Source organism: Flavobacteriales bacterium, assembly GCA_016713875.1.
Classification (GTDB): Bacteria; Bacteroidota; Bacteroidia; order Flavobacteriales_F; family PHOS-HE28; genus PHOS-HE28.
The window spans coordinates 2,375,470-2,397,297 of record JADJOI010000003.1 but is presented as its reverse complement, the minus strand read 5'-3'; the positions used below and the strand labels follow the sequence as shown (position 1 = coordinate 2,397,297).

Genomic DNA, 21,828 nt, shown 5'->3' with positions numbered 1-21,828 from the left:
TCCCATGGCGCGAAGGTCACGTTCGATCGCATGGAAAAGAGAGCCCCCGACCTTGCGGCCGGGGGCTCCTTCATGGTCCGGGGACCGATGCTTACATCATCCCGCCCATGTCGCCCATGCCACCGCCGTGGCTATGGCCATGTGCAGCCTTCTCTTCCTTCTCCTCGCTGATCACGCACTCCGTGGTGAGCAGCATGCTGGCGATGGAAGCGGCATTCTCCAAAGCGACGCGGGTCACCTTGGTCGGGTCGATCACACCGGCGGCGAGCAGATTCTCGTACTCCTCGGTGCGTGCGTTGAAGCCGTAGTCGGCCTTGCCGTCGCGCACCTTCTGCACCACGATGCTGCCTTCCAGGCCCGCGTTGCCCACGATCTGGCGCAGCGGCTCCTCGATGGCGCGGCGCACGATGCCGATGCCGGTGGTCTCATCATTGTTGGCGCCTTCCATCTTCTCCAGCACCTTCTGGGCGCGGATGTAGGCCACACCGCCGCCCGGCACGATGCCTTCCTCCACGGCCGCACGGGTCGCATGCAGGGCGTCGTCCACGCGGTCCTTCTTCTCCTTCATCTCCACCTCGGTGGCGGCGCCCACGTAGAGCACGGCCACACCGCCGGCCAGCTTCGCCAGGCGCTCCTGCAGCTTCTCCTTGTCGTAGTCGCTCGTGGTGGTCTCGATCTGGGCCTTGATCTGGTTCACCCGCGCGGTGATGTCGGCCTTCTTGCCGGCACCGTTCACGATGGTCGTGTTGTCCTTATCGATGCTGATCTTCTCGGCCTTGCCCAGCATGCTCAGGTCGGCGTTCTCCAGCTTGAAGCCGCGCTCCTCGCTGATCACGGTGCCACCGGTGAGGATCGCGATGTCCTCCAGCATGGCCTTGCGACGGTCGCCGAAGCCCGGGGCCTTCACGGCAGCAACTTTCAGGGCGCCGCGGATCTTGTTCACCACCAGGGTGGCGAGCGCCTCACCGTCAACGTCCTCGCTGATGATCAGCAGGGGCTTGCCGGTCTGCGCGCTCTTCTCCAAGATCGGAAGGAGCTCCTTCATCGTGCTGATCTTCTTGTCGTAGATCAGGATGTAGGCGTTCTCCAAGTCGGCCTCCATCTTTTCCGCGTTGGTCACGAAATAGGGGCTGAGGTAGCCGCGGTCGAACTGCATGCCTTCCACCACTTCCACGGTGGTATCGGTGCCCTTCGCTTCTTCCACCGTGATCACACCTTCCTTCTTCACCTTGGCCATGGCCTCGGCGATCAGGGATCCGATGGTCTCGTCGTTGTTGGAGCTGATCGTAGCGACCTGCTTGATCTTGGCGTTGTCGTCACCGACGCTCTTGCTCATCTTCTTGAGCTCGTCCACCACCGCGATCACGGCCTTGTCGATGCCGCGCTTCAGGTCCATGGGGTTGGCACCGGCGGCCACGTTCTTCAGGCCCGCGGTCACGATGGCCTGGGCGAGCACGGTGGCGGTGGTCGTACCATCACCAGCGGCGTCAGCTGTCTTGCTGGCCACTTCCTTCAGCATCTGGGCGCCCATGTTCTCCACAGGGTCCTTCAGCTCGATCTCCTTCGCCACGGTAACGCCGTCCTTGGTCACTTGGGGAGCACCGAACTTCTTGTCAATGATCACATTGCGGCCTTTCGGGCCCAGGGTCACCTTCACGGCGTTCGCGAGGTGGTCCACACCGCGCTTCAGGCGGTCGCGTGCGTCGATGTCGAATTGGATGTTCTTGGCTGCCATGGCAGTTCTGGGATTTTGGTTTTTGTCGGGGCGATGGTCACATCGCCCGTACTTGGATCTCGAGGGGACAATGGAAGGGCGACATGAATGTCGCCCGTTCGATCAGTTCAGGATGGCGTAGATGTCGCTTTCGCGCATGATCAGGTAGTCCTTGCCGTCGTAGCTCAGCTCGGTGCCGCTGTACTTGCCGTACAGGATCTCGTCACCGGCCTTCACGCTCAACGGGGTCACCTTGCCATCATCGGCCACGCGGCCGTGGCCTACGGCCACCACCTTGCCGCGCTGCGGCTTTTCCTTGGCCGTGTCGGGGATGATGATGCCACCCTTGGTGGTCTCTTCGGCGGCTGCGGCTTCCACAAGCACACGGTCCGCCAGGGGCTTCACTTTCGTAGCCATGGTGAATTGGATCGTTCGGTTGGTTTGCGGGCCGCGCATGTCAACCGCCATGCCAACACAGCATCCTCTGCCACACGACTGACGATCTTGCAAGGCTCGGCCCGGAGAGAGCCAACCACCTGACAGCCGCGCTGCCAGCCTGACGCGTTACGGGGTTGCCGGGGCGGGCTCCTGGGCGGGCGCCTCCTCCTGGGTCGGTGCCACGTCCTCGGGGGCCACTTCGCCACTGGTCACCTGCTCGGTGGGAGCGTCCAGCTCATCCAGCTCGGCCGAGCCGCCAGTTTGCACGGCCGCGCTCACCAGGCACAGCACCATCAGTGCGCCGGCCAGGGTCCACGTGCCCTTCTCCAGGAAGTCGGCCGTGCGTTGCACGCCGCCGATCTGCTGGGCGCCGGTGAAACCCGCCGCCAGTCCACCGCCCTTCGGGTTCTGGGCCAGCACGACGAGGGCCAGCAGGGCGGCCACGATGATGATGAGGACGGAGACGACGACCATGGCGAAGGAGCGTTGGAACAGGTCCGCTGTTCAGCGGGGGCGCAAAGTAAACGGATCTTGGCGATCCGGCGGTCAACCCTTGCCGCCTTCCGCCGCGATGGCACGGGCCAGGAACTCCGCCCTACGCTGCGGATGCCGTTCCGCCAGCCGCCTGTACGCTGCGGCCGCGCGGGTGGTGTCGCCCTGTTGCTCGTAGATCCGCGCCAGGGTCTCGGTCACCAGCTCGGCATGCTCTTCCAAGCTGCGTTTGCCGGCCTGCTGGGGGGTGAAGAACTCGGCCTTCCGCGCTGCCGGCGTGGCCTGACCCTGGATGAACCGCTCGATCAACGCCTTGGTGTCCATCCCGCCGGGGATGGGCTGAGCGGGGGAGGCCTTCGGCGTCAGTGCGTCCGCCACGACCTTCCTGGGCGCAGCCGACACGGTCGCCGGTGCGGTCACTTCGGGGGCCTCCTCCAACCAGGCCGTGAACCGCATACGCTCCGGTCGGGTGGACGCGTGGAGCGGCGCTTCCGATGGACGCTCCGCATCGGGTGGGACCGCGGCGGTGGGCGAGGCCGGTTCCTCAGCAGGGACCGGGGCGGTCGGTTCCGGCACCTCCTCGCGGGCTTGCGTCGCGGACCATGTCAGGTCGTACACCGTGGCCAGCGCGGCACTGCGGATCTGGTCGTCCAGGTCGTCCGGCGGCGCAGGGGGCGGCTGTGCCGGACGTGCGCTCTGGGCCGCAAGCTCGGAGGTTGCGCCAAGCGCGGCGGAGGGCCCGGCCGTCGGCTCCTCGTGGACCGGTTCAAGGGATACCGCCCCAGGTGCGGGCGCCACGGGCTCCAGCGTCATCGGCACGGTCAGCGGTCCTGCATCCACCGGTGTCGCCCGTTGACGGGGGGTCGGCCCCGCATCCGCATGCACCAGGTCGTGCACACGCGCCCGGCTGGGCAGGTGGGCGGCCACCTGGCGCAGATGCTCGTCGTACAGCACACCGCCCGTGGCCGCTTCGCCCACCGTCAGCAGCACCTGCGCGCCGCTGAACCACGGGTAGCGGCCCGCCAGCTCGCGCAACCCCGCCACATCCGTGGCGCCCACGGCCGTGGGTTCCTGCAGCAAGGTGTTCAGCCGTTCTCGGTCCATGGGGTCACCAGTTGCCCAGCGTGCGGTCGAAGATATCCTGTACCAACTGGTCGCTGATGGTCCGCACCAGGCCCTCCTCGACCGTCACCAGGTCGGCCGCGCTGTCGTAGTCGGCGAACCGGCTCACCGTGAAGGTGCTGCTGCGCGTGGCGTCCAAGCCGTTGGTGTAGGTCACGCTCACCGTCATCGTCAACCGGTTCAGGGCGGCGGTCTCATTGGCCTGGATGGACACCGGTTGCACGTCGTAGCCCGTGATCGCGCCTTCATACCGGAGGTCGCCACCCTCACGCACCAGCTTCAGGGGCGTTTGGGCCTGCAGCAGGTCGCGCAGGGTTTCGGTGAACACCTGCGCGGTGCGTGGAGTGCTCAGTGGGGCCCGGGCATCGAACACCGCCACGTCGTACGTGGACGCGCCCGCAGGGATGTCCGCGCCGGTGAAGGAGTAGTTCACCTTGCAGCCGGCCGGGGTCAGCAGAAGGATCAGGATCAGGACCTGGACCGATCGTCGGGGAAAGAACAGCGCCATCCGGCCGATGAGCCGCCCCGTGGCGTTCGCACCCCGCCTCGCCGGAGCTTCAGCGGAAGTGGGCCTCGCACCCTCGCACCCTTGCACGTTCGCACCTCCCATCACTGCAGCCCGTATTCCTTGATCTTGCGGTACAGGGTGCGTTCGCTGATGCCCAGCTCGGCCGCGGCCGTCTTGCGGCGGTTCCGGTGCTTGGCCAGCGCCTTGTTGATCAGCTCCTTCTCCTTCTCCTCCAGGCTCAGCGATTCCTCCACCTCGGTGTGCTCGATGTCCTGGTCCACTTCCCCCGGACGGGACGGCATCTGGATGCTCACCGTGCCCGACGGGGTCCCCTCCATGGGCAGCACGATCTCCTCCCGGTAGGTCGGTGGCGCCACGGCGGGCAGCGGTTTCCCATGCGTCAGGGCGGCCACCTGCTCCTTCAGCACCGTCAGGTCGTTCTTCATGTCGAACAGGAACTTGTAGATCAGCTCCCGTTCGCTTACGCTGTCCAGCCCGGCCGCACGTCCTGCCGCCGCCGGCACCAGCGCCGTGCTCTCCTCCGGCAGGTATTGCCGCAGCGTGGCCGCGCCGATCGATCGCGTTTGTTCGATCACGCTCAGCTGGTCCACGATGTTGCGGAGCTGCCGCACGTTGCCCGGCCAGCGGTACTCCGTCAGAAGGTGCTGCGCATCGGGCTCCAGGGTGATGGCCGGCATGCGGTACCGGTCGGCGGCATCGCTGGCGAACTTGCGGAACAGCAGGTGGATGTCCTCCCGCCGCTCGCGCAGCGGCGGCACGTGGATCGGCACGGTGTTCAGTCGATAGTACAGGTCCTCGCGAAAGCTGCCCCGCTGCACGGCCTGCAGCATATTGACGTTCGTGGCGGCCACCACGCGCACATTGGTCTTCTGGGCCTTGCTGCTGCCCACGCGGATGAACTCGCCGGTCTCCAGCACCCGCAGCAGGCGCACTTGCGTGGTCAGCGGCAGCTCGCCCACCTCGTCCAGGAAGATGGTGCCCTTGTCGGCCACCTCGAAGTAACCCTTGCGCGCCTCGTGCGCCCCGGTGAAGCTGCCCTTCTCGTGGCCGAAGAGCTCGCTGTCGATCGTACCCTCCGGGATGGCGCCGCAGTTCACCGCGATGTACGGGCCATGCTTGCGCGAACTGAGCTGGTGCACGATCTGCGGCATCACCTCCTTGCCCGAGCCGCTCTCCCCGGTGATCAGCACGGTCAGGTCCGTCGGGGCCACCTGCGCGGCGATCTCGATGGCGCGTTCCAGCATCGGCGAACCGCCGATGATCCCGAAGCGCTGTTTGATGGGTTGTACGTTCATGCCGTGCCGTTCTCTGGTGGGCGTTCCCGCCCGTTGGTCCTAGGGCGCCACCGCCATCGCCTCCGGGCGCCGGGCCACCACCTCCGTCACTTCGCCTTGCAGCGAGCCGCTCGTGCCGCTCACGATCCGTGCCAGCACCAGGTCGCCGGGCATCAGCTCCGTTCCGACATGCACGCGCGCCACGATCACCACCGCGTTCTGGCTGTTCCGCCCGAACAGGTGCGCCTCGCTGCGCTTGCTCACGCCCTCGATCAGCACCTCCTGCACCAGGCCCACGTGCCGCCGGTTCCGCTCGCCGGCATGCTTCATCTGCAGGTCGATCACCTCCTGCAGGCGCCGGCCCTTCACCTCGTCGGGCACATCATCCGGGTACTTCCGGGCGGCCAGCGTCTTGGGGCGCTCGCTGTACTTGAACATGTAGGCCATGTCGTAGCGCACGGCCTCCATCAGGCTCAAGGTGTCGCGCTGCTCCTCCTCGGTCTCGCCGCAGAAGCCCGTGATGAGGTCGGTGCTGATGGCGCAGTCGGGCATGTAACGCCGGATGGCCGCGATGCGGTCCAGGTACCAGGCCCGGTCGTAGCCGCGGTTCATCCGTTGGAGCACCGCGCTGCTGCCGCTCTGCACGGGCAGGTGGATGTACTTGCAGATGTTGGGGTGCCTGGCCATCACGGTGAGCACCTTGTCGGTCATGTCCTTGGGGTGGCTGGTGCTGTAGCGCACGCGCAGCAGCGGGCTCACCCCGGCCACCCGCTCCAGCAGGTCGGCGAAGTCGGTCACCGGCACCGCGGGGTCCTTCACCGCGCCGCGGCCGTCCACGTTCCAGCGGTAGCTGTCCACGTTCTGCCCCAGCAGTGTCACCTCCCGGTAGCCCTGCGCCACCAGCTGCCGGCACTCGTCCACGATGGTGTCGGGATCGCGGCTGCGCTCCCGGCCGCGGGTGAAGGGCACCACGCAGAAGGCGCACATGTTGTCGCAGCCGCGCATGATGGTGACGAAGGCGGTGACGCCGTTGCTCCCCAGGCGCACGGGCTCGATCTCCGCGTAGGTCTCCTCGCGGCTCAGCAGCACGTTCACGGCCTTCTGCCCGCCCTCCACCTCGTCGAGCAGCGCGGGCAGGGTGCGGTAGGCGTCGGGGCCCACCACCAGGTCCACCAGCTTCTTCTTCTCCAGCAGGTCCTCGCGCATGCGCTCGGCCATGCAGCCCAGCACGCCCACGCGCAGGTCGGGGTTGCGCCCCTTCAGGTGGTTGAGCCCGTCGATGCGGTTCAGCACCGTCTGCTCGGCCTTGTCGCGGATGCTGCAGGTGTTCAGCAGCACCAGGTCCGCCTCCTCCGCCTTGTCCACCACGGTGTAGCCGTCCTTGGCCAGGATGCTCGCGACGATCTCACTGTCGCTGAAGTTCATCTGGCAGCCGTAGCTCTCGATGTGGACGCGCTTGCTCACCGGTTCGTCGGAAGGGCTGCTAAGGTAAGGGTTGGTCCCGTGGAACTGACAAGGTGGCAGAGGGTGGCTGGCCCCTACATTTCGGCGACCTTTCGGCCATGCGTGCTGCCTTGTTCGTCATCGCCCTTCTCGCGATCGGGCACGTTCGGATCTCCGCGCAGTACGAGGTGGGGTTGTCCGGTGGAGTGTTCCACGCCGCGATGTCCACCTCCAGGAACTCCAGGGGGGGCGGCTCTTTCGGACCGGGCGACGTGATACCGTACACCGTTGGTGTTTGGTACCGGGAACGAAGCGCAAAGGGGGTCGGTCTTGGCCTTGGGGGCCAATGGACACACCGGTCCTTCCGAGCGGACTACACCACGGGTGGGCTGGGTTACGGTTCGAACTACGAGACCGCTGTCAATGCGGATTTCGTCCATGCGTACGTCGGCCTTGAAGTTCGTCTGGACGGGAAGGGGCGCCTGAACTTGCGGACCGGACCCCAGTTCGGCTTCTTCGTTGGCGGCAACGCCCGGGGTACCTATTCCGGATGGAGCACACTGAGCCCTTCCGACAGTGAAACGTTCCGCCAGGATGATCTCGACTACCATGGTGATGTGCGATGGTTCCTGGGCTTCGGCTTCTGGTCCGCGCTGCACCAGCGGCTCAGCCTCTCCGTCGACCCCTACGCCAGTGTGAGCATCACACCCATGAAGGAGGATGATCCCAGGTTCATGTCGATCGACTTCGGATTGAATGTGTCCGTCGGGCTCAGGATGAAGCGCCGAACGCTGTGGGAAACCGTGCGTGCCGGGGCACCGAACACACCCTGAAGTGATCGCCCGGAACGAAGCCATGAAGACGACCAGCGGTCCTTGCCGCGGTCTGCCCCGCTTGTGCATGCTGGCCATCTGGGCTGTTTCGTTCCACACGACCACGGCCCAATACGCAGTGGGCATCACGGTCGGCGCGGCCCATCTCGACCTGCAGGAACGGAAGCGCAAGAACACCTCCGGCCAGCTGCACTTCGACGGGGTCGACCAGCCCGCCTGGTCGATGGCCGTCTTCTACCGCGAGCACGCGCCGGGCCGCATTCATCTGGGGGGCGAACTGCAGGTCGATCGACGCCGGTTCAGCGCTTCTTGGTCCGATGGCGGCCTGGGCAGCGGCGAGGCCACCTCGGCCTCCGTGGAGCTTTACACCGTACGTGTGGCCTTGCTGCCCGAAGTGGACCTGGACCGGGCCGGGACCACCAGGGTACGTTTCGGACTGGCGATAGGGGCGGTGGTCGCGGGCCGGATGAACGGCACCCGCTCCTATTGGGGCCTCAACGGCCCGGTGAACGAAACGCTCGTGGACGCCGACCCCAAGGGCTTCGGCGGCGAGCTGCGGGCCCTGCTGGGACTGGGCATCCGCGTTCCGCTCACCCCCGGCGGTGAACTGGTCATCGACCCCTTCACCGCCCTCAGCCTGGTGCCCATGATCCGCACCGGTGGCGGCTCGCGCTCCTGGGAGTCGGGGGTGCGCCTGGGATGGGCGTTCACCACCAAGCGCATGGCCCTCACCGAATGGATGCGGCCACCGGTCCGGTGAGCCTCGTGCGCGTACCCATGCGCACGCGTGCGTGGCACACGCCACCGCGCGAGGCCCCGTCCCTGTTGAAAAAAGTTTCCCCGTAGGGGAAGGAAGGGGAGAGGGGGCGCGGCATGGACCGCACCGCTCCGGATGATCGTTCTTTTGCGGCCTCAGAACGGCATCCCATGGCAAAGAAGAAGGAAGCAGCAAGCGGCGACCTGGTGATCGTGGAGTCGCCCGCCAAGGCGAAGACCATCGAGAAATACCTGGGCGAGGGCTACACCGTGCTCAGCAGCTACGGCCACGTCCGCGACCTGCCCGAGCGCGACCTCAGCGTGGACGTGGAGAACGGCTTCGAGCCCACTTACATCATCCCCGACGACAAGAAGGACCGCCTCAACGCGCTGAAGAAGGAAGCCGACAAGGCGGCCATCGTGTGGCTCGCGACCGATGAAGACCGCGAAGGGGAGGCCATCAGCTGGCATTTGAAGGAAGCGCTGAAGCTGCCTGAGGACAAGGTGCGGCGCATCACCTTCAATGAGATCACCAAGCCGGCCATCCTCAAGGCCATCGAGAACCCGCGTTCGATCGACGTGCACCTAGTGGATGCCCAGCAGGCCCGCCGCGTGCTCGACCGCCTGGTGGGCTACGAGCTCAGCCCCATCCTGTGGCGCAAGGTGAAGCCCAGCCTCAGCGCGGGCCGGGTGCAGAGCGTGGCCGTGCGCCTCATCGTGGAGCGCGAGCGCGAGATCCTCGGGTTCGCCGAGAAGAGCGCCTTCCGCATCACCGCCCTGCTCACCACCGGCAGCAAGGCCACCGTGAAGGCCGAACTGCCCAAGCGCTTCGCCACCGAGGCCGAGGCCATGGCCTTCCTGCAGGGCTGCCTGGGCGCCACCTTCACCGTGAACGCGGTGGAGAAGAAGCCCGGCAAGCGCACCCCCGCCGCACCCTTCACCACCAGCACGCTGCAACAGGAGGCCAGCCGCAAGCTCGGCTTCGGGGTGGACCGCACCATGCGCATCGCCCAGGGGCTCTACGAGCAGGGGCACATCACCTACATGCGTACCGACTCGGTGAACCTCAGCGAGCAGGCCATCGGCGCCGCCGAGGCGGCCATCACCGCCCAGTACGGCGCACGCTACTGCAAGACCCGCCGCTACCAGAGCAAGAGCAAGGGCGCGCAGGAGGCCCACGAGGCCATCCGTCCCACCGACCTTAACGTGCGCACCGCCGGCGCCGACCGCGATGCCGAACGCCTGTACGACCTCATCAGCAAGCGCACCCTCGCCAGCCAGATGGCCGACGCCGAGCTGGAGAAGACCGTCGTCAACATCGCCATCAGCGGCCATCCGGGCGATGACCTCGTCGCCCAAGGCGAGGTGATCCTCTTCGACGGCTTCCTGAAGGTGTACATGGAAGGCCGCGACGACGAGGGCGACAGCGAGGAGCAGGAGGGCCTGCTGCCCGACATGAAGCAGGGCGAGGTCCTCGGCCTACAGGAGATGACCGCCACCCAGCGCTTCGAGCGCCCCGCGCCCCGCTACACCGAGGCCAGCCTGGTGAAGAAGCTCGAGGAGCTCGGCATCGGCCGCCCCAGCACCTACGCGCCCACCATCAGCACCGTGCAGAAGCGCGGCTACGTGGTGAAGGAGAACCGCGAAGGCACCCCGCGCCCGTACCGCATCCTCACCCTGGCCGACGGCGCCATCGCGGACCGCACCGCCGTGGAGAACGTGGGCGCCGAGAAGCAGAAGCTCTTCCCCACGGACATCGGCATGGTGGTGAACGACTTCCTGGTGGAGCACTTCCCCACGATCGTGGACCTCAACTTCACGGCGTACGTGGAGGGCGAGTTCGACCAGATCGCCGAAGGCACCATGAACTGGCGCGCCATGCTCAAGGAGTTCTACGCGCCCTTCCACAAGACCATCGGCACGGTGAGCGAGACGGCCGAGCGGGCCACCGGATCGCGCGAACTGGGTATGGACCCCACCAGCGGCCGCAAAGTGGTGGCGCGCATCGGGCGCTTCGGTCCCATGATCCAGATCGGCGACGCCGAGGACGAGGAGAAGCCCAGGTTCGCCAGCCTGCGCAAGGACCAGAGCATCGGCACCATCACCCTGGAGGAGGCCCTCGACCTCTTCAAGCTCCCGCGCACCCTCGGCGAGCGCGATGGCGAGGTGGTCTCCGTGGCCATCGGTCGCTTCGGACCCTACGTCCGCCTGGGCGGCACCTTCGCCAGCCTCACCTCTGAGGATGATCCGCTCAGCATCGACCTGGCCCGTGCCATCGAGCTCATCGACCTGAAGAAGGTCGCCAGCGCCACCCGCGACCTGGGCGAGCACAAGGGCGAGATGATCGTGGCCGGCCGTGGCCGCTTCGGTCCCTACGTGAAGTTCGGCAAGACCTACGCCAACATCCCGAAGACCGAGGATCCCAACGCAGTGACCTTGGAGCGCGCCATCGAACTGGTGGAGGCCAAGCTCGCCGGCGCCCGCCAGATCGTGCTCAAGGAGTTCCCCAACAGCGCCATCCAGGTGCTCGACGGGCGCTATGGTCCTTACATCACCGATGGTGGCAGGAACGCCAATGTGCCCAAGGGCACCAAGCCCGAGGACGTGACCCTGGAGCAGGCCACCGAGCTGCTGGCCGCGGCGCCCGAGAAGAAGGGTGGCCGGAAAGGACGCGGACGCAGCGCACCGGCGCAGAAGGCGCCGGCGAAAAAAGCACCGGCCAAGAAGGCCGCTGCGAAGAAGGCTTCGGCGAAGAAGGCCGCCGCCAAAAAGGCCTGACCCCGGACACGCGGATCCGGTCCAGGGTTGCCAACAGCACCTTGTGCGTAGCTCGGTGCGGTGCGGTGCAGCGGTCGCCCGGGTGCGTTGGACCTTCGCAGTGACCGCACCCTCGGTCAGGCCCGTGCATGGACATCAGCCTTTATTTCCGCCCAAGCCCCCGCTTCGGCGCCCAGCGCCCTGACCATGGGGCCCACACCCTGGGCGATGGGGCGCAGTTCCACGGGCCGTCCGGTTTTCCGGAACTGGAAGGCGCACAGGTGGCCCTGCTCGGCGTGCTCGACGATCCCGGCCACGCCCGCCCACGGCGCTGTGTGGAGGCCCCCGATGCCATCCGCGAGCAGCTGTATCCGCTCTTCCGTCCGCAGGGGCGGCTGCAGCTGGTGGACCTCGGCGACATCCACCCCGGTGCGAGCGCACAGGATACCCAGCACGCCCTCGCGGAGTCCGTCGCCGAACTGGTGCGGCGCGGCATCGTGCCCATCATCCTGGGCGGCGGGCAGGGCCACACCTTCACCCAGTACCTGGCCTACGAGAAACTGGAGCGCACGGCCAACCTGGTCTGCATCGATGCGCGGTTCGACCTGGGCGAGCCTGGGCAGGGCCTCGCCGACAGCAGCTACCTCAGTCACATCGTGCTGCGCCAGCCCAACTACCTGTTCAACTACAGCAACCTCGGCTTCCAGACCTACCTGGTGGACCAGCCCGGCATCGAGCTCATGGACAAGCTCTTCTTCGATGCGCATCGTCTGGGCGAGCTGCGGGACCACCTGGCGGATGCCGAACCCGTGCTCCGCAACGGCGACACCCTGAGCGTGGACCTCTCGGCGGTGCGCCGCAGCGATGCCCCCGGTACCACCCGACCCGGCCCGAACGGGTTCCACGCCGAAGAGGTCTGCCAGCTCATGCGCTATGCCGGCATCAGCGAGAAGATCTCGTCCGTGGGGCTCTACGAACTGGATCCCGGGCGTGACCAGGACGGGGTCACCGCCCAGCTGGCTGCGCAGTTGATCTGGTGCTTCCTCGACGGCTTCCGCTCGCGGACCAACGACCTGCCGTGGCTCGACCGCAAACGCTTCACCCGGTTCCGGATCCCCATCCGCGGCAACGAGCAGGAACTGGTGTTCTACAAAAGCGCGGTGAGCGACCGCTGGTGGATGGACGTGCCTTACCGCGCCGAGCAGGAGGCCCGCTTCGAGCGCCATCATCTGGTGCCCTGCAGTTACGCCGACTACCAGATGGCCTGCCGCGAGGAGGTGCCGGACCGCTGGTGGCGCACCTTCCAGAAGCTGGCTTGACCGCCTTCGCCCGCCCCTGCTGGGCTTGGGGAAATTTGGCCGGTCCGGATCTTTGCTATATTGGCGCCGGGATCAACGCCGGTCCCGAGGGGAACATCGTCCCCGGACGGCCCGGCCCAGAACGGAACCAAGGATGAGGGGGAAACTGACCGCAGCGCTTTGCGCGGGCCTGATGGGTGTTGTGCACGCCCAGCAGGAACCGCAGTACACCCAGTACATGTTCGACCGCCTCTCGGTGAACCCGGCCGTGGCCGGAACCAGCGGCAACATGTGCGTCACGGCCCTCCTGCGCCAGCAGTGGAGCGGCTTTGATGGTGCGCCCAAGACAGGTCTCTTCAACTTCCAGATGCCGATCAGCAAGATCAGCAGTGGGGTGGGCCTGTCCGTTTACATGGACCAGCTCGGGCAACAGAAGGGGACCATCGCCCGGCTCAGCTACTCCTTCCACCGCAAGTTCGGGCCCGGTACCTTCGGGGTGGGCATCTATGCGGGCATGACCAGCCGCTCCCTGGGCAGTGATTGGGTGGCTGTGGACCCTGTCGCCAATGACGACGCGATCCCTGACGCCGGGGTGTCCGATGCCGGCTTCGACCTCGGCGCCGGCCTCTATTATGTGGCACCGACCTTCTGGGTGGGGATCAGCAGCACCCAGCTGCCGGAGACCGCGTTGGAGGATGTCAGCATCAAGAACGCCCGCCATTATTTCCTGCAGGGCGGCTACGACTGGGCCATCGGCGGCAATAAGAAATATGTGCTCCAGCCCAGCGTTCTGGTCAAGAGCGACGCAGCCACCACACAGCTGGACATCAACGCCACCTTCCTCTACAATGACATGGTCTGGCTGGGCGTTACCTACCGTACCGAGGATGCCATCGCCCCCATGATCGGCTACCAGTACAAGTTCCCCAGCGGCAACTCCAGCATCCGACTGGGGTACAGCTACGACGTGACCACCTCCCAGCTCAGCAACTACAGCAGCGGCAGCCACGAGGTGATGTTGAACTACTGCTTCAAGATCATCAAGCCGGAGAAGCTCGAGATCTACCGGAACATCCGCTTCCTGTAAGTCGGTAACCCAAACACCTGCACGGCCGTACGAAGTCTAGCCTGAAGTGTTCGCTTACCCGGACCCCAAGGCCCCAACGATCGAACGGCACAAACGGAGGAACCATGCAACTTCGTCCCATCATCTACATCGGCGCTGTCGGCTTGCTGGCCAGTTGCGGCGGCGGCGGTCAGGGGCAGCTCATCGGCGTCGTCGGACGTCCGGACTGGTACCAGGTGGACCCTTACGGGATGAACTACATCCCCATGGGCAGCTACACCATGGGCCCCAGCGACCAGGACGCCCCCTACGCCATGGTCTCCAAGAGCAAGACCGTCTCGGTCCAGGCGTTCTACATCGACCAGACGGAGATCTCCAACAACGAGTACCGTCAGTTCGTGTACTACGTGGTCGACAGCACCGCCAAACGGCTGCTGGGCGAGGACGATATTGGCGAACACGTCATCAGTGAGGACGAGTTCGGCGAGGAGATCGATCCCCCGGTGATCAACTGGCGCGAGCGGATCAACTGGTGGGGTGAGGAGGAGCGTGAAGCGCTCGCCGACATGTTCTACAGCGAAAGCGAGCAGTTCTATCGCCGCAAGGAGATCGACACCCGCAAGCTCATGTTCGAGTACTATTGGATCGACCTCAAGGAGGCCGCCAAGAAGTCCGGGCGTGACCTCGACCTGAGCTATACCAACACGAAAGGACAGAACAACGCCATCCGCGGCCACAGTGACCGCAGCAAGTTCATCATCAAAGAGGTCATCAATGTGTATCCGGACACGCTTGCCTGGGTGCATGACTTCACCTACTCGTTCAACGAGCCGATGACGGAGAACTACTTTTGGCATCCGGCCTACGACGATTATCCAGTGGTGGGCATCACGTGGACCCAGGCGACGGCGTTCAACGTGTGGCGCTCGATGCTGATGAACAGCTGGCTCAGTTCCCAGGAGGAGCCCTTCGTGAACCGGTTCCGCCTGCCCACCGAGGCGGAGTGGGAGTACGCCGCACGCGGTGGTCTGGACCTCCAGCCCTACCCTTGGGGCGGCCCCTACATCCGCAACCGCCAAGGCTGCTTCCTGGGCAACTTCAAACCGCTGCACGGCAACTACACCGACGATGGCGGCTTCCACACCGTACCCATCGACAGCTATTCGCCGAACGACTATGGCCTTTACAACATGGCCGGCAACGTGGCCGAGTGGACCAGCACAGCCTTCGATGAGGCGGTGTATGATTTCGACCACGACCTGAACCCCGAGTACAGCTACGACGCCCTGGCCAACGATCCGCCCTCGCTGAAGCGCAAGGTGATCCGCGGTGGCTCTTGGAAGGACATCGGGTGGTACCTGCAGACCGGCACACGCAGCTACGAATACCAGGACACCTCCAAGTGCTACATCGGCTTCCGCAGCGTCATGACCTACCTGGGTCGCGGAAAGGCCGTGAACGCCGAAGACCTCTAGGAACAGAAGAACCGCCTCCGCACTGAACCTGCAAGGGGGCTGCTCGATAGCAAGGACCAACTCTTCAGACCAACCCTAAACGCAAGGACGAACGATGAAACCCGGTAGCAAGAAGTGGAAGAACTTCATGGCCAAGTTGTACGGGATCGGTGCCGCGGTCGTGATCGTGGGCGCGCTGTTCAAGATCCAGCACTGGCCCGCTGCGGACCTTTTCCTCATCCTGGGCCTCAGTACAGAGGCCATCATCTTCTTCTTCTCGGCCTTCGAACCCCCGCACGAGGATCCCGATTGGAGCTTGGTGTACCCGGAGCTCGCTACTGGTGAACGCGCCGAGGGCGATGACTTCCGCAAGGACGATCAGCGTTCGGTCACCGAGCAGCTGGACGATATGCTGGAGGCCGCCAAGATCGAGCCCGAGCTCATCGAGAGCCTTGGCAACGGCATGCGTTCGTTGAGCGACCAGGCCAAGCAGATGACCGAGATCACCGGCGCCGCTGCGGCGACCAACGAGTACGCCAACAGCCTGAAGGACGCCAGCACCAAGGTGAGCAGCCTCAGCGACAGCTACGCCAAGGCCAGCGAGAGCCTCGTGGGCCTGACGGACAACGTGGACGCCGGCAAGAGCGCCGGCGAGAGCCTCAGCCGCATGAGCCAGAACCTCAGCGCGCTCAACGAGATGTACGAGATGCAGCTGCGCAGCAGCCGCGAGAAGCTCGAGGCCGCCAACCAGATGTTCGAAGGGGTGGGCGAACTGCTTACCAACCTGCGCAACAGCGTGGACGACACCAAGCGCTACAAGGACAACATCGCCCAATTGAGCGACAACCTCCAGAAGCTCAACACGGTGTACGGCAACATGCTGAACGCCATGACCGTGCGCTGAGCGCCACCGGCATCCCTTGACCTAGCACGGACCAACACCCGCTGGTAGAACCATGGCAAGTGGCAAACAGACGCCGCGTCAGAAGATGATCAACATGATGTATCTCGTGTTGACCGCTCTTCTGGCCCTGAACGTGTCCAAGGAGATCCTGGACAGCTTCGTGACCGTGAACAACGGTCTGGAGACCACCAAGCTCACCCTGAAGGAGAAAATGGACGCGACCTACGCGAGCTTCTCCGGATTGGCCGCCGAGAACCCGAAGAAGTTCGGTAAGGCCTGGGGTGAAGCACAGGCCGTGCAGACCATGGCCGCCGACCTGCTCACCCACATCGATCGCGTCAAGGTGAAGGTCATTTCGGCCACCGAAGGGTTGCCAGAGGACAAGGTGATCGGCAAGGACGAGAAAGGCCGCGACACCATCATCAACCTGGCCTTGGTGGGCAAAAAGGACGACAACAACAAGATCACGGAACTGATGGTGGGTTCGGAACCCGGCAAGCCCAAGGAGGGCGAGCTGACCGCCCGTGAACTGCGGACCAAGATCGAGGCCTACCGCGACAAGATCAAGCAGGTGGCCGCCAACAACCCGGGCCTCGCCGCCCAGGTGGACCGCGTGTTCGACCTCAGTGATCGGGCTGATGCCTCCGGGACCATGAACAATTGGGAGAGCATCAACTTCTACCACGTCCCCCTGGCCGCCGGCATCACCATCCTCTCGAAGCTGCAGAGCGATGTGCGCAACATCGAGAACGAGTGCGTGGGTTACCTCATGGGTGAAGTGGAGGGCAAGTCGATGAAGTTCTCCGAACTGGCCCCCGTGGTGCTGCCCGTGAGCAACTACATCACCGTGGGTGATTCGTTCCGCGCCGATGTGTACCTCGCCGGTTATGACCCCTTGAACCCTCCCGTGGTGGAGCTGAGCGAGAACGGCACCATCGATACCGTGAAGATGGAGGTGATCGGTGCCAAGAAGGTGGTGCCCATCGGGGCCGATGGCAAGGGCAAACTGCGCCTGCCGGGCCAGGGTGTCGGTTCCAAGGAGTGGAAGGGCATCATCAAGTTCAAGCAGGCCGGCCAGGAGGAGAAGCGTTATCCGTTCTACGCCAACTACGAAGTGGCCCAACCGAACGTGGTGGTGAGCCCCACGAAGATGAACGTGTTCTACCGGGGCATCGACAACCCGGTGGACGTCAGCGTTCCCGGATTCAGCGCCGACAAGATCACCCCCAGCATCGACAACGGCTCGATCACGAAGGCCGCCCAAGGCTACATCGTGAAGCCCGGCAAGGGCACCGAAGCCACCGTCAACGTGAGCGTGGAGATGCCGAACGGCCAGCGCAAGAGCATGCCAGGCGTGAAGTTCCGCGTGAAGTCCGTGCCCAACCCGTCACCTGTGTTCGCAAACAAGGGCGCGGGTGATGCGACCGTGAAAAAAGCCGAACTGACCGCCGCTGCCGGGGTCATCGCCCGCATGGAGGGCTTCGAGTTCGACCTGAAGTTCGAGGTGGTGGAGTTCAACATCGGCGTCTCCGTCTCCGGCACCTATGCGGAAAAGAGCACAAAAGGCAACAAGCTCAGCACAGAGCAGAAGGAGCTTCTCAGCAAGGTGAAGACCGGGAGCAAGGTGTACGTGGACAACATCAAGGTCCGCAAACCCGATGGCACTGTGACCGGTATCGGATCCCTTTCCCTGAAGGTCTCTTGATCCACCTCATCCACATGGACATGAAGCACGTCGTTCGTTCCCTGCGGGCCGCCCTCATCGGGTGTGCGCTGCTCGCGTCCTTCGCCGGTCCCGCCTGTGCCCAGACCGTGCTGGACGGGGCGTACATCAAGGAACATACGAAGACCAAGCGGGTGGTGCCCTACGCGCACATCCGCGAGGCCGATGTGATGTGGGCGCGAAGGGTCTGGCGTGAGATCGATCTCCGCGAGAAGATCAATCACCCGCTTTACTACCCGGTGACGCCCATCAGCGACCGGAAGTGCCTGTTCGATGTCATTCGCCAGGCGCTTCTCACGGACGGCTCGATCACTGCCTACAGTGCTGGTGCATTGGGCGACGAAGACGAGTTCAAAAAAGCTCTACTTCCCACTGAGCTGAAGGAGTTGTTCCTCCGGGTGGACACCCAGCTCACGGAGGATCCGGACAATCCTGGTGAATTCCTCCCAGTTGTTGTGGAGTCGTCGTTGGAATCCGCTGACGTCAAACGGTACCGCATCAAGGAGGACTGGGTCTTCGACAAGCAACGCAGCTCGATGGACATCCGCATCATCGGCATCGCGCCGATGCGGGAGAAGATCGGAGACGATGGGGAGTCGAAAGGCTTCCAGACGCTCTTCTGGCTCTATTTCCCGGAGTGCCGCTACGTCTTCGCCAACTGGGATGTCTTCAACCGCGAGAACGATGCGGAACGGCGGAGCTATGAGGACCTCTTCTGGAAGCGTCAGTTCAGCAGCACGATCATCAAGTGGAGCAACGTGTACGACCGCAGCATCAACCAATACCGCACGGGTCTGGATGCGCTGTTGGAGGGCGAGGAGATCAAGCAGTCCCTCTTCGAGTTCGAGCACGACCTTTGGAACTTCTGAGCGGCCCCGGCCGCTGAGCGAAGCCCTCCGCACCGCGGGGGGCTTCGGTGTTCAGGGCCCCGCCCTGGCCCGGAAGCCCGTACCTTTGCAGCCTTTTCCGCCCACCTTGCCATGATCGACGTCTCCGGTCTCACCCTCCATTTCGGGCAACGCCCCATGTTCGACGGGGTGTCATTCTTCATCGGGAGCGATGACCGCATCGGCCTCGTTGGACGCAATGGGGCCGGCAAGAGCACCCTGCTGAAGATCCTGGCCGGCCAGCAGTCCTACGACAAGGGCGCCATCGGCCGCCCGCGCGACCTCACCCTGGGCTATCTGCCCCAGCAGATGGACCATGACCTGACCCTCAGCCCGCGTCAGGTGGCCGAGAAGGCCTTTGAGGAAGCACAACACCTGCGCGCCGCCCTGGACCGCATCGAAAAGGACTTGGAGCAGGCCACCGAGGTGGAGCACCAAATGGAGCTGGCCACCATGCTGGCGCACGCCCACGAGCGGCTCAACGCGCTGGGGGTCAGCGACCATGACCAGCAGGTGGAGCGCATGCTGAAGGGCCTGGGCTTCGTGGGCGACGACATTCACCGACCACTGGCCGAGCTGAGCGGTGGATGGCGGATGCGCGCCGAGCTCGCCCGCATCCTGCTGCTGCAGCCCGACCTGCTGCTGCTGGACGAGCCCACCAACCACCTTGACCTTCCGGCCATCCAATGGCTGGAGGACCTGCTGCGCACCTACCCGGCCGCCCTGGTGCTCATCAGCCACGACAAGACCTTCCTGGACCGGCTCACCAAGCGCACCCTGGAGGTGACCGGTGGCGAACTCATCGACCGTAAGGTGCCCTGGAGCCAGTACGTGGAACTGCGCAAGGTGGAGCGCGAACAGCAGCTCGCCGCCGCCAAGGACCAGCAGAAGTACATCGAGAAGACCCAGGAGCTCATCAACAAGTACCGCGCGAAGGCCAGCAAGGCGGCTTTCGCCCAAAGCCTCATCACCAAGCTGGAGAACCTCGACCGCATCGAGGTGGAGGACGAGGACCTCCGCAAGCTGGTGGTCCGCTTCCCGCCCGCCCCGCATGCCGGGAAGCTCATCGCCGAGGTGAAGGACGTGAGCAAGGCCTATGGGCCCAAGCGCATCTTCAGCCATGCGGAGCTCACCATCGGCAAGGGCGAGCACCTGGCCCTGGTGGGAGCCAATGGCACGGGCAAGAGCACGCTCATCCGCATGGTGGTGGGCGAGGAGCCCTATGAGGGCCAGATCAGACTGGGCCATGGTGTGGTGCTGGGCTACTACGCCCAGGACATGCCGGAGCGGCTCGAACCCAAGCGCACCGTCCTGGAGACCGCCGAGGATGCTGCCAGCGAGGAGAACCGACCTCGAGTGCGCGCCATGCTCGGGGCTTTCCTCTTCAGCGGTGAGGACGTGGACAAGAAGGTGAAAGTGCTGAGCGGAGGTGAACGCGCCCGGTTGGCCCTGTGCTGCATGCTGCTGCGTCCGCTCAACTTCCTGCTGCTGGACGAGCCCACGCACCATCTGGACATCCAGAGCAAGGACGTGCTGAAGGAGGCGCTGAAGAACTACGACGGCACCTTCCTCCTGGTGAGCCACGACCGCGACTTCCTGCACGGGCTGACCCACCGGATCCTGGAACTCGACGGCGGCCGGATCCGCGACCAGCACTTGGACATCCTTGAGCTGATCGAGAAGCGCAAAGCCCTGCAGGCCGCCGACATGGGCGCCAGCAGCGCCCGGACCGCCCCCGCCAAGGCCGCCGGCGCGCAGCGCAGCGACTACCACGAGCGCAAGGAGCGCGACAAGGAGCGTCGACGCGTGCAGAACCAGGTGGAGCGCGCCGAGAAGGAGCTGGCCGCCCTTGAACAGGAGGAGAAGGCCCTGCAGGCCCAAGTGATGGCCGTAGGCCTGCCCGCCGCCGAGCTGGACAAGGGTTACGCCCGCCTGGGTGAACTGGCCCAACGCATCGCCGTCGTGATGGCCGACTGGGAGTACGCTGCGGCCCGGCTCAACGAGCTCGACGTTGAGGTCTGAGCGGGGCAACGAAAGAATGTTACCTTTGACGTCCACTGCGGGGTGGAGCAGATGGTAGCTCGTCGGGCTCATAACCCGAAGGCCGCAGGTTCGAGTCCTGCCCCCGCTACAAGAGAGCCCGGTCCGACCGACCGGGCTTCTTCATTCCCGCCCGTTGTGGTCCCCATCTTCGCAGCACCATGAGCCACCGCGCCGGTTTCGTCAACATCATCGGCATGCCCAACGCGGGCAAGAGCACCCTGCTGAACGCGCTGCTCGGTGAACCCCTGGCCATCACCAACCCCAAGGCCCAGACCACGCGCCACCGCATCCTCGGCCTGCTCAACGGCCCCGATCACCAGCTGGTGATCGGCGACACACCGGGCATCCTGGAACCCCAGTACGGTCTGCAGGAACGCATGATGGCCGCTGTGGATTCCGCCCTGCGCGATGCGGACCTCCTGGTGGTGCTGGTGGAACTGCATCAGCGCCCTGACCGCTCACAGGCTCTGCTGGACCGCGCCCGGCGCGCCCGCTGCCCCCTGTTGGTGCTGGTGAACAAGGTGGACCTGGGCGGCGAGGCGGAGGTGCTTCAGGCCTGTCAGCGATGGCAGGAGGCCCTACCCGTGGCCAAGGTGGTGCCCGTATCGGCGTTGCACGGCTTTCACATCGAGGAGCTTCGGCGCCACTTGGTGGAGGCCTTGCCGGAGCATCCACCATACTTCCCCAAGGACGAGCTCAGCGACCGCAACATGCGCTTCTTCGTGGCAGAGCTCGTGCGCGAACGCATCCTCGCCCTCTATAAGCAGGAGGTGCCCTACAGCTGCGAAGTGGTCGTGAACAGCTACGAGGAAGGCGACACCCTCACCCGCATCCAGGCCGACATCATCGTGATGCGTGACAGCCAGAAGGCCATCCTCATCGGAGAGGGTGGTCGCGCGCTACGCCGACTGGGCACCCAGGCCCGGGAGGCCATCGAACGCTTCGTGCGCACCAAGGTCTTCCTGGACCTGAAGGTGAAGGCCGACCCCGACTGGCGGGAGGACAAGAACAAACTGAGGAACTACGGATACTGATGAGAGCAGCGAGTGACGATCGGCGAGCGGTGAGCGCGTTCCCTTCCGGACCGGTGCATCA

Annotated in this window: 18 protein-coding genes and 1 tRNA gene; 12 read left to right on the top strand and 7 right to left on the bottom strand. The window is 64.9% G+C overall.

Annotated elements, in window-relative coordinates:
- Positions 1-91: 91 nt before the first annotated feature.
- The 7 genes from groL to miaB form a co-directional block, all read right to left on the bottom strand.
- Entirely contained in the window at positions 92-1,735 is a 1,644-nt protein-coding gene (gene groL / locus IPJ87_11770) for a chaperonin GroEL (protein ID MBK7942528.1), read from the bottom strand.
- Positions 1,736-1,837: 102 nt separating this feature from the next.
- The gene (groES, locus tag IPJ87_11765; GenBank protein MBK7942527.1) at positions 1,838-2,131 is read right to left on the bottom strand and encodes a co-chaperone GroES; all 294 of its coding nucleotides are present in this window, start codon (positions 2,129-2,131) and stop codon (positions 1,838-1,840) included.
- A 147-nt stretch (positions 2,132-2,278) separates the two neighbouring features.
- Positions 2,279-2,626, bottom strand: a complete 348-nt coding sequence (gene secG, locus IPJ87_11760; protein ID MBK7942526.1) for a preprotein translocase subunit SecG — start codon at positions 2,624-2,626, stop codon at positions 2,279-2,281.
- 72 nt (positions 2,627-2,698) lie between these two features.
- On the bottom strand, positions 2,699-3,748 hold the full coding sequence (locus IPJ87_11755; protein MBK7942525.1) for a hypothetical protein: 1,050 nt from the start codon (positions 3,746-3,748) through the stop codon (positions 2,699-2,701).
- 4 nt (positions 3,749-3,752) lie between these two features.
- A complete protein-coding gene (locus IPJ87_11750) occupies positions 3,753-4,274 on the bottom strand; it encodes an LptE family protein (protein ID MBK7942524.1) in 522 nt (173 codons plus the stop codon).
- Between the two features lie 101 nt (positions 4,275-4,375).
- The gene (locus tag IPJ87_11745; GenBank protein ID MBK7942523.1) at positions 4,376-5,590 is read right to left on the bottom strand and encodes a sigma-54-dependent Fis family transcriptional regulator; all 1,215 of its coding nucleotides are present in this window, start codon (positions 5,588-5,590) and stop codon (positions 4,376-4,378) included.
- A 39-nt stretch (positions 5,591-5,629) separates the two neighbouring features.
- Positions 5,630-6,994, bottom strand: a complete 1,365-nt coding sequence (gene miaB, locus IPJ87_11740) for a tRNA (N6-isopentenyl adenosine(37)-C2)-methylthiotransferase MiaB (protein MBK7942522.1) — start codon at positions 6,992-6,994, stop codon at positions 5,630-5,632.
- A 137-nt stretch (positions 6,995-7,131) separates the two neighbouring features.
- Here miaB and IPJ87_11735 point away from each other — a divergent pair, with 137 nt between their 5' ends.
- The 12 genes from IPJ87_11735 to era all read left to right on the top strand — a co-directional run bounded on the left by IPJ87_11735 (position 7,132) and on the right by era (position 21,767).
- The gene (locus tag IPJ87_11735; protein MBK7942521.1) at positions 7,132-7,845 is read left to right on the top strand and encodes a hypothetical protein; all 714 of its coding nucleotides are present in this window, start codon (positions 7,132-7,134) and stop codon (positions 7,843-7,845) included.
- A gap of 22 nt (positions 7,846-7,867) precedes the next feature.
- Positions 7,868-8,605: a hypothetical protein gene (locus IPJ87_11730; GenBank protein ID MBK7942520.1), complete on the top strand. Its 738-nt coding sequence runs from the start codon at positions 7,868-7,870 to the stop codon at positions 8,603-8,605.
- Between the two features lie 167 nt (positions 8,606-8,772).
- Positions 8,773-11,379 (top strand): type I DNA topoisomerase, encoded by a 2,607-nt coding sequence (topA, locus tag IPJ87_11725; GenBank protein MBK7942519.1) that lies wholly within the window; start codon positions 8,773-8,775, stop codon positions 11,377-11,379.
- Positions 11,380-11,507: 128 nt separating this feature from the next.
- On the top strand, positions 11,508-12,677 hold the full coding sequence (locus IPJ87_11720) for a formimidoylglutamase (protein MBK7942518.1): 1,170 nt from the start codon (positions 11,508-11,510) through the stop codon (positions 12,675-12,677).
- Between the two features lie 133 nt (positions 12,678-12,810).
- On the top strand, positions 12,811-13,743 hold the full coding sequence (locus IPJ87_11715) for a type IX secretion system membrane protein PorP/SprF (GenBank protein ID MBK7942517.1): 933 nt from the start codon (positions 12,811-12,813) through the stop codon (positions 13,741-13,743).
- 104 nt (positions 13,744-13,847) lie between these two features.
- Positions 13,848-15,197, top strand: coding sequence for an SUMF1/EgtB/PvdO family nonheme iron enzyme (locus IPJ87_11710; protein MBK7942516.1), 1,350 nt, complete (start codon positions 13,848-13,850; stop codon positions 15,195-15,197).
- A gap of 94 nt (positions 15,198-15,291) precedes the next feature.
- A complete protein-coding gene (gene gldL / locus IPJ87_11705) occupies positions 15,292-16,080 on the top strand; it encodes a gliding motility protein GldL (GenBank protein MBK7942515.1) in 789 nt (262 codons plus the stop codon).
- Positions 16,081-16,132: 52 nt separating this feature from the next.
- A complete protein-coding gene (gldM, locus tag IPJ87_11700; GenBank protein MBK7942514.1) occupies positions 16,133-17,785 on the top strand; it encodes a gliding motility protein GldM in 1,653 nt (550 codons plus the stop codon).
- A gap of 20 nt (positions 17,786-17,805) precedes the next feature.
- Positions 17,806-18,672, top strand: a complete 867-nt coding sequence (gldN, locus tag IPJ87_11695; protein ID MBK7942513.1) for a gliding motility protein GldN — start codon at positions 17,806-17,808, stop codon at positions 18,670-18,672.
- A gap of 111 nt (positions 18,673-18,783) precedes the next feature.
- Positions 18,784-20,712, top strand: a complete 1,929-nt coding sequence (locus tag IPJ87_11690) for an ABC-F family ATP-binding cassette domain-containing protein (protein MBK7942512.1) — start codon at positions 18,784-18,786, stop codon at positions 20,710-20,712.
- 36 nt (positions 20,713-20,748) lie between these two features.
- Positions 20,749-20,821: transfer RNA gene (locus IPJ87_11685), tRNA-Met, on the top strand.
- Positions 20,822-20,891: 70 nt separating this feature from the next.
- Positions 20,892-21,767: a GTPase Era gene (era, locus tag IPJ87_11680; GenBank protein MBK7942511.1), complete on the top strand. Its 876-nt coding sequence runs from the start codon at positions 20,892-20,894 to the stop codon at positions 21,765-21,767.
- The last annotated feature ends 61 nt before the right edge of the window (positions 21,768-21,828 follow it).

Excerpts from the sequence above, each read along its gene's own strand:
- era (MBK7942511.1), top strand. The coding sequence starts at position 20,892 with ATGAGCCACCGCGCCGGTTTCGTCAACATCATCGGCATGCCCAACGCG.
- IPJ87_11755 (MBK7942525.1), bottom strand. The coding sequence starts at position 3,748 with ATGGACCGAGAACGGCTGAACACCTTGCTGCAGGAACCCACGGCCGTG.
- gldL (MBK7942515.1), top strand. The coding sequence starts at position 15,292 with ATGAAACCCGGTAGCAAGAAGTGGAAGAACTTCATGGCCAAGTTGTAC.
- IPJ87_11720 (MBK7942518.1), top strand. The coding sequence starts at position 11,508 with ATGGACATCAGCCTTTATTTCCGCCCAAGCCCCCGCTTCGGCGCCCAG.
- topA (MBK7942519.1), top strand. The coding sequence starts at position 8,773 with ATGGCAAAGAAGAAGGAAGCAGCAAGCGGCGACCTGGTGATCGTGGAG.
- miaB (MBK7942522.1), bottom strand. The coding sequence starts at position 6,994 with ATGAACTTCAGCGACAGTGAGATCGTCGCGAGCATCCTGGCCAAGGAC.
- secG (MBK7942526.1), bottom strand. The coding sequence starts at position 2,626 with ATGGTCGTCGTCTCCGTCCTCATCATCATCGTGGCCGCCCTGCTGGCC.
- IPJ87_11745 (MBK7942523.1), bottom strand. The coding sequence starts at position 5,590 with ATGAACGTACAACCCATCAAACAGCGCTTCGGGATCATCGGCGGTTCG.
- IPJ87_11750 (MBK7942524.1), bottom strand. The coding sequence starts at position 4,274 with ATGGCGCTGTTCTTTCCCCGACGATCGGTCCAGGTCCTGATCCTGATC.
- groL (MBK7942528.1), bottom strand. The coding sequence starts at position 1,735 with ATGGCAGCCAAGAACATCCAATTCGACATCGACGCACGCGACCGCCTG.
- gldM (MBK7942514.1), top strand. The coding sequence starts at position 16,133 with ATGGCAAGTGGCAAACAGACGCCGCGTCAGAAGATGATCAACATGATG.
- IPJ87_11715 (MBK7942517.1), top strand. The coding sequence starts at position 12,811 with ATGAGGGGGAAACTGACCGCAGCGCTTTGCGCGGGCCTGATGGGTGTT.
- gldN (MBK7942513.1), top strand. The coding sequence starts at position 17,806 with ATGAAGCACGTCGTTCGTTCCCTGCGGGCCGCCCTCATCGGGTGTGCG.
- IPJ87_11730 (MBK7942520.1), top strand. The coding sequence starts at position 7,868 with ATGAAGACGACCAGCGGTCCTTGCCGCGGTCTGCCCCGCTTGTGCATG.
- IPJ87_11735 (MBK7942521.1), top strand. The coding sequence starts at position 7,132 with ATGCGTGCTGCCTTGTTCGTCATCGCCCTTCTCGCGATCGGGCACGTT.
- IPJ87_11690 (MBK7942512.1), top strand. The coding sequence starts at position 18,784 with ATGATCGACGTCTCCGGTCTCACCCTCCATTTCGGGCAACGCCCCATG.
- IPJ87_11710 (MBK7942516.1), top strand. The coding sequence starts at position 13,848 with ATGCAACTTCGTCCCATCATCTACATCGGCGCTGTCGGCTTGCTGGCC.
- groES (MBK7942527.1), bottom strand. The coding sequence starts at position 2,131 with ATGGCTACGAAAGTGAAGCCCCTGGCGGACCGTGTGCTTGTGGAAGCC.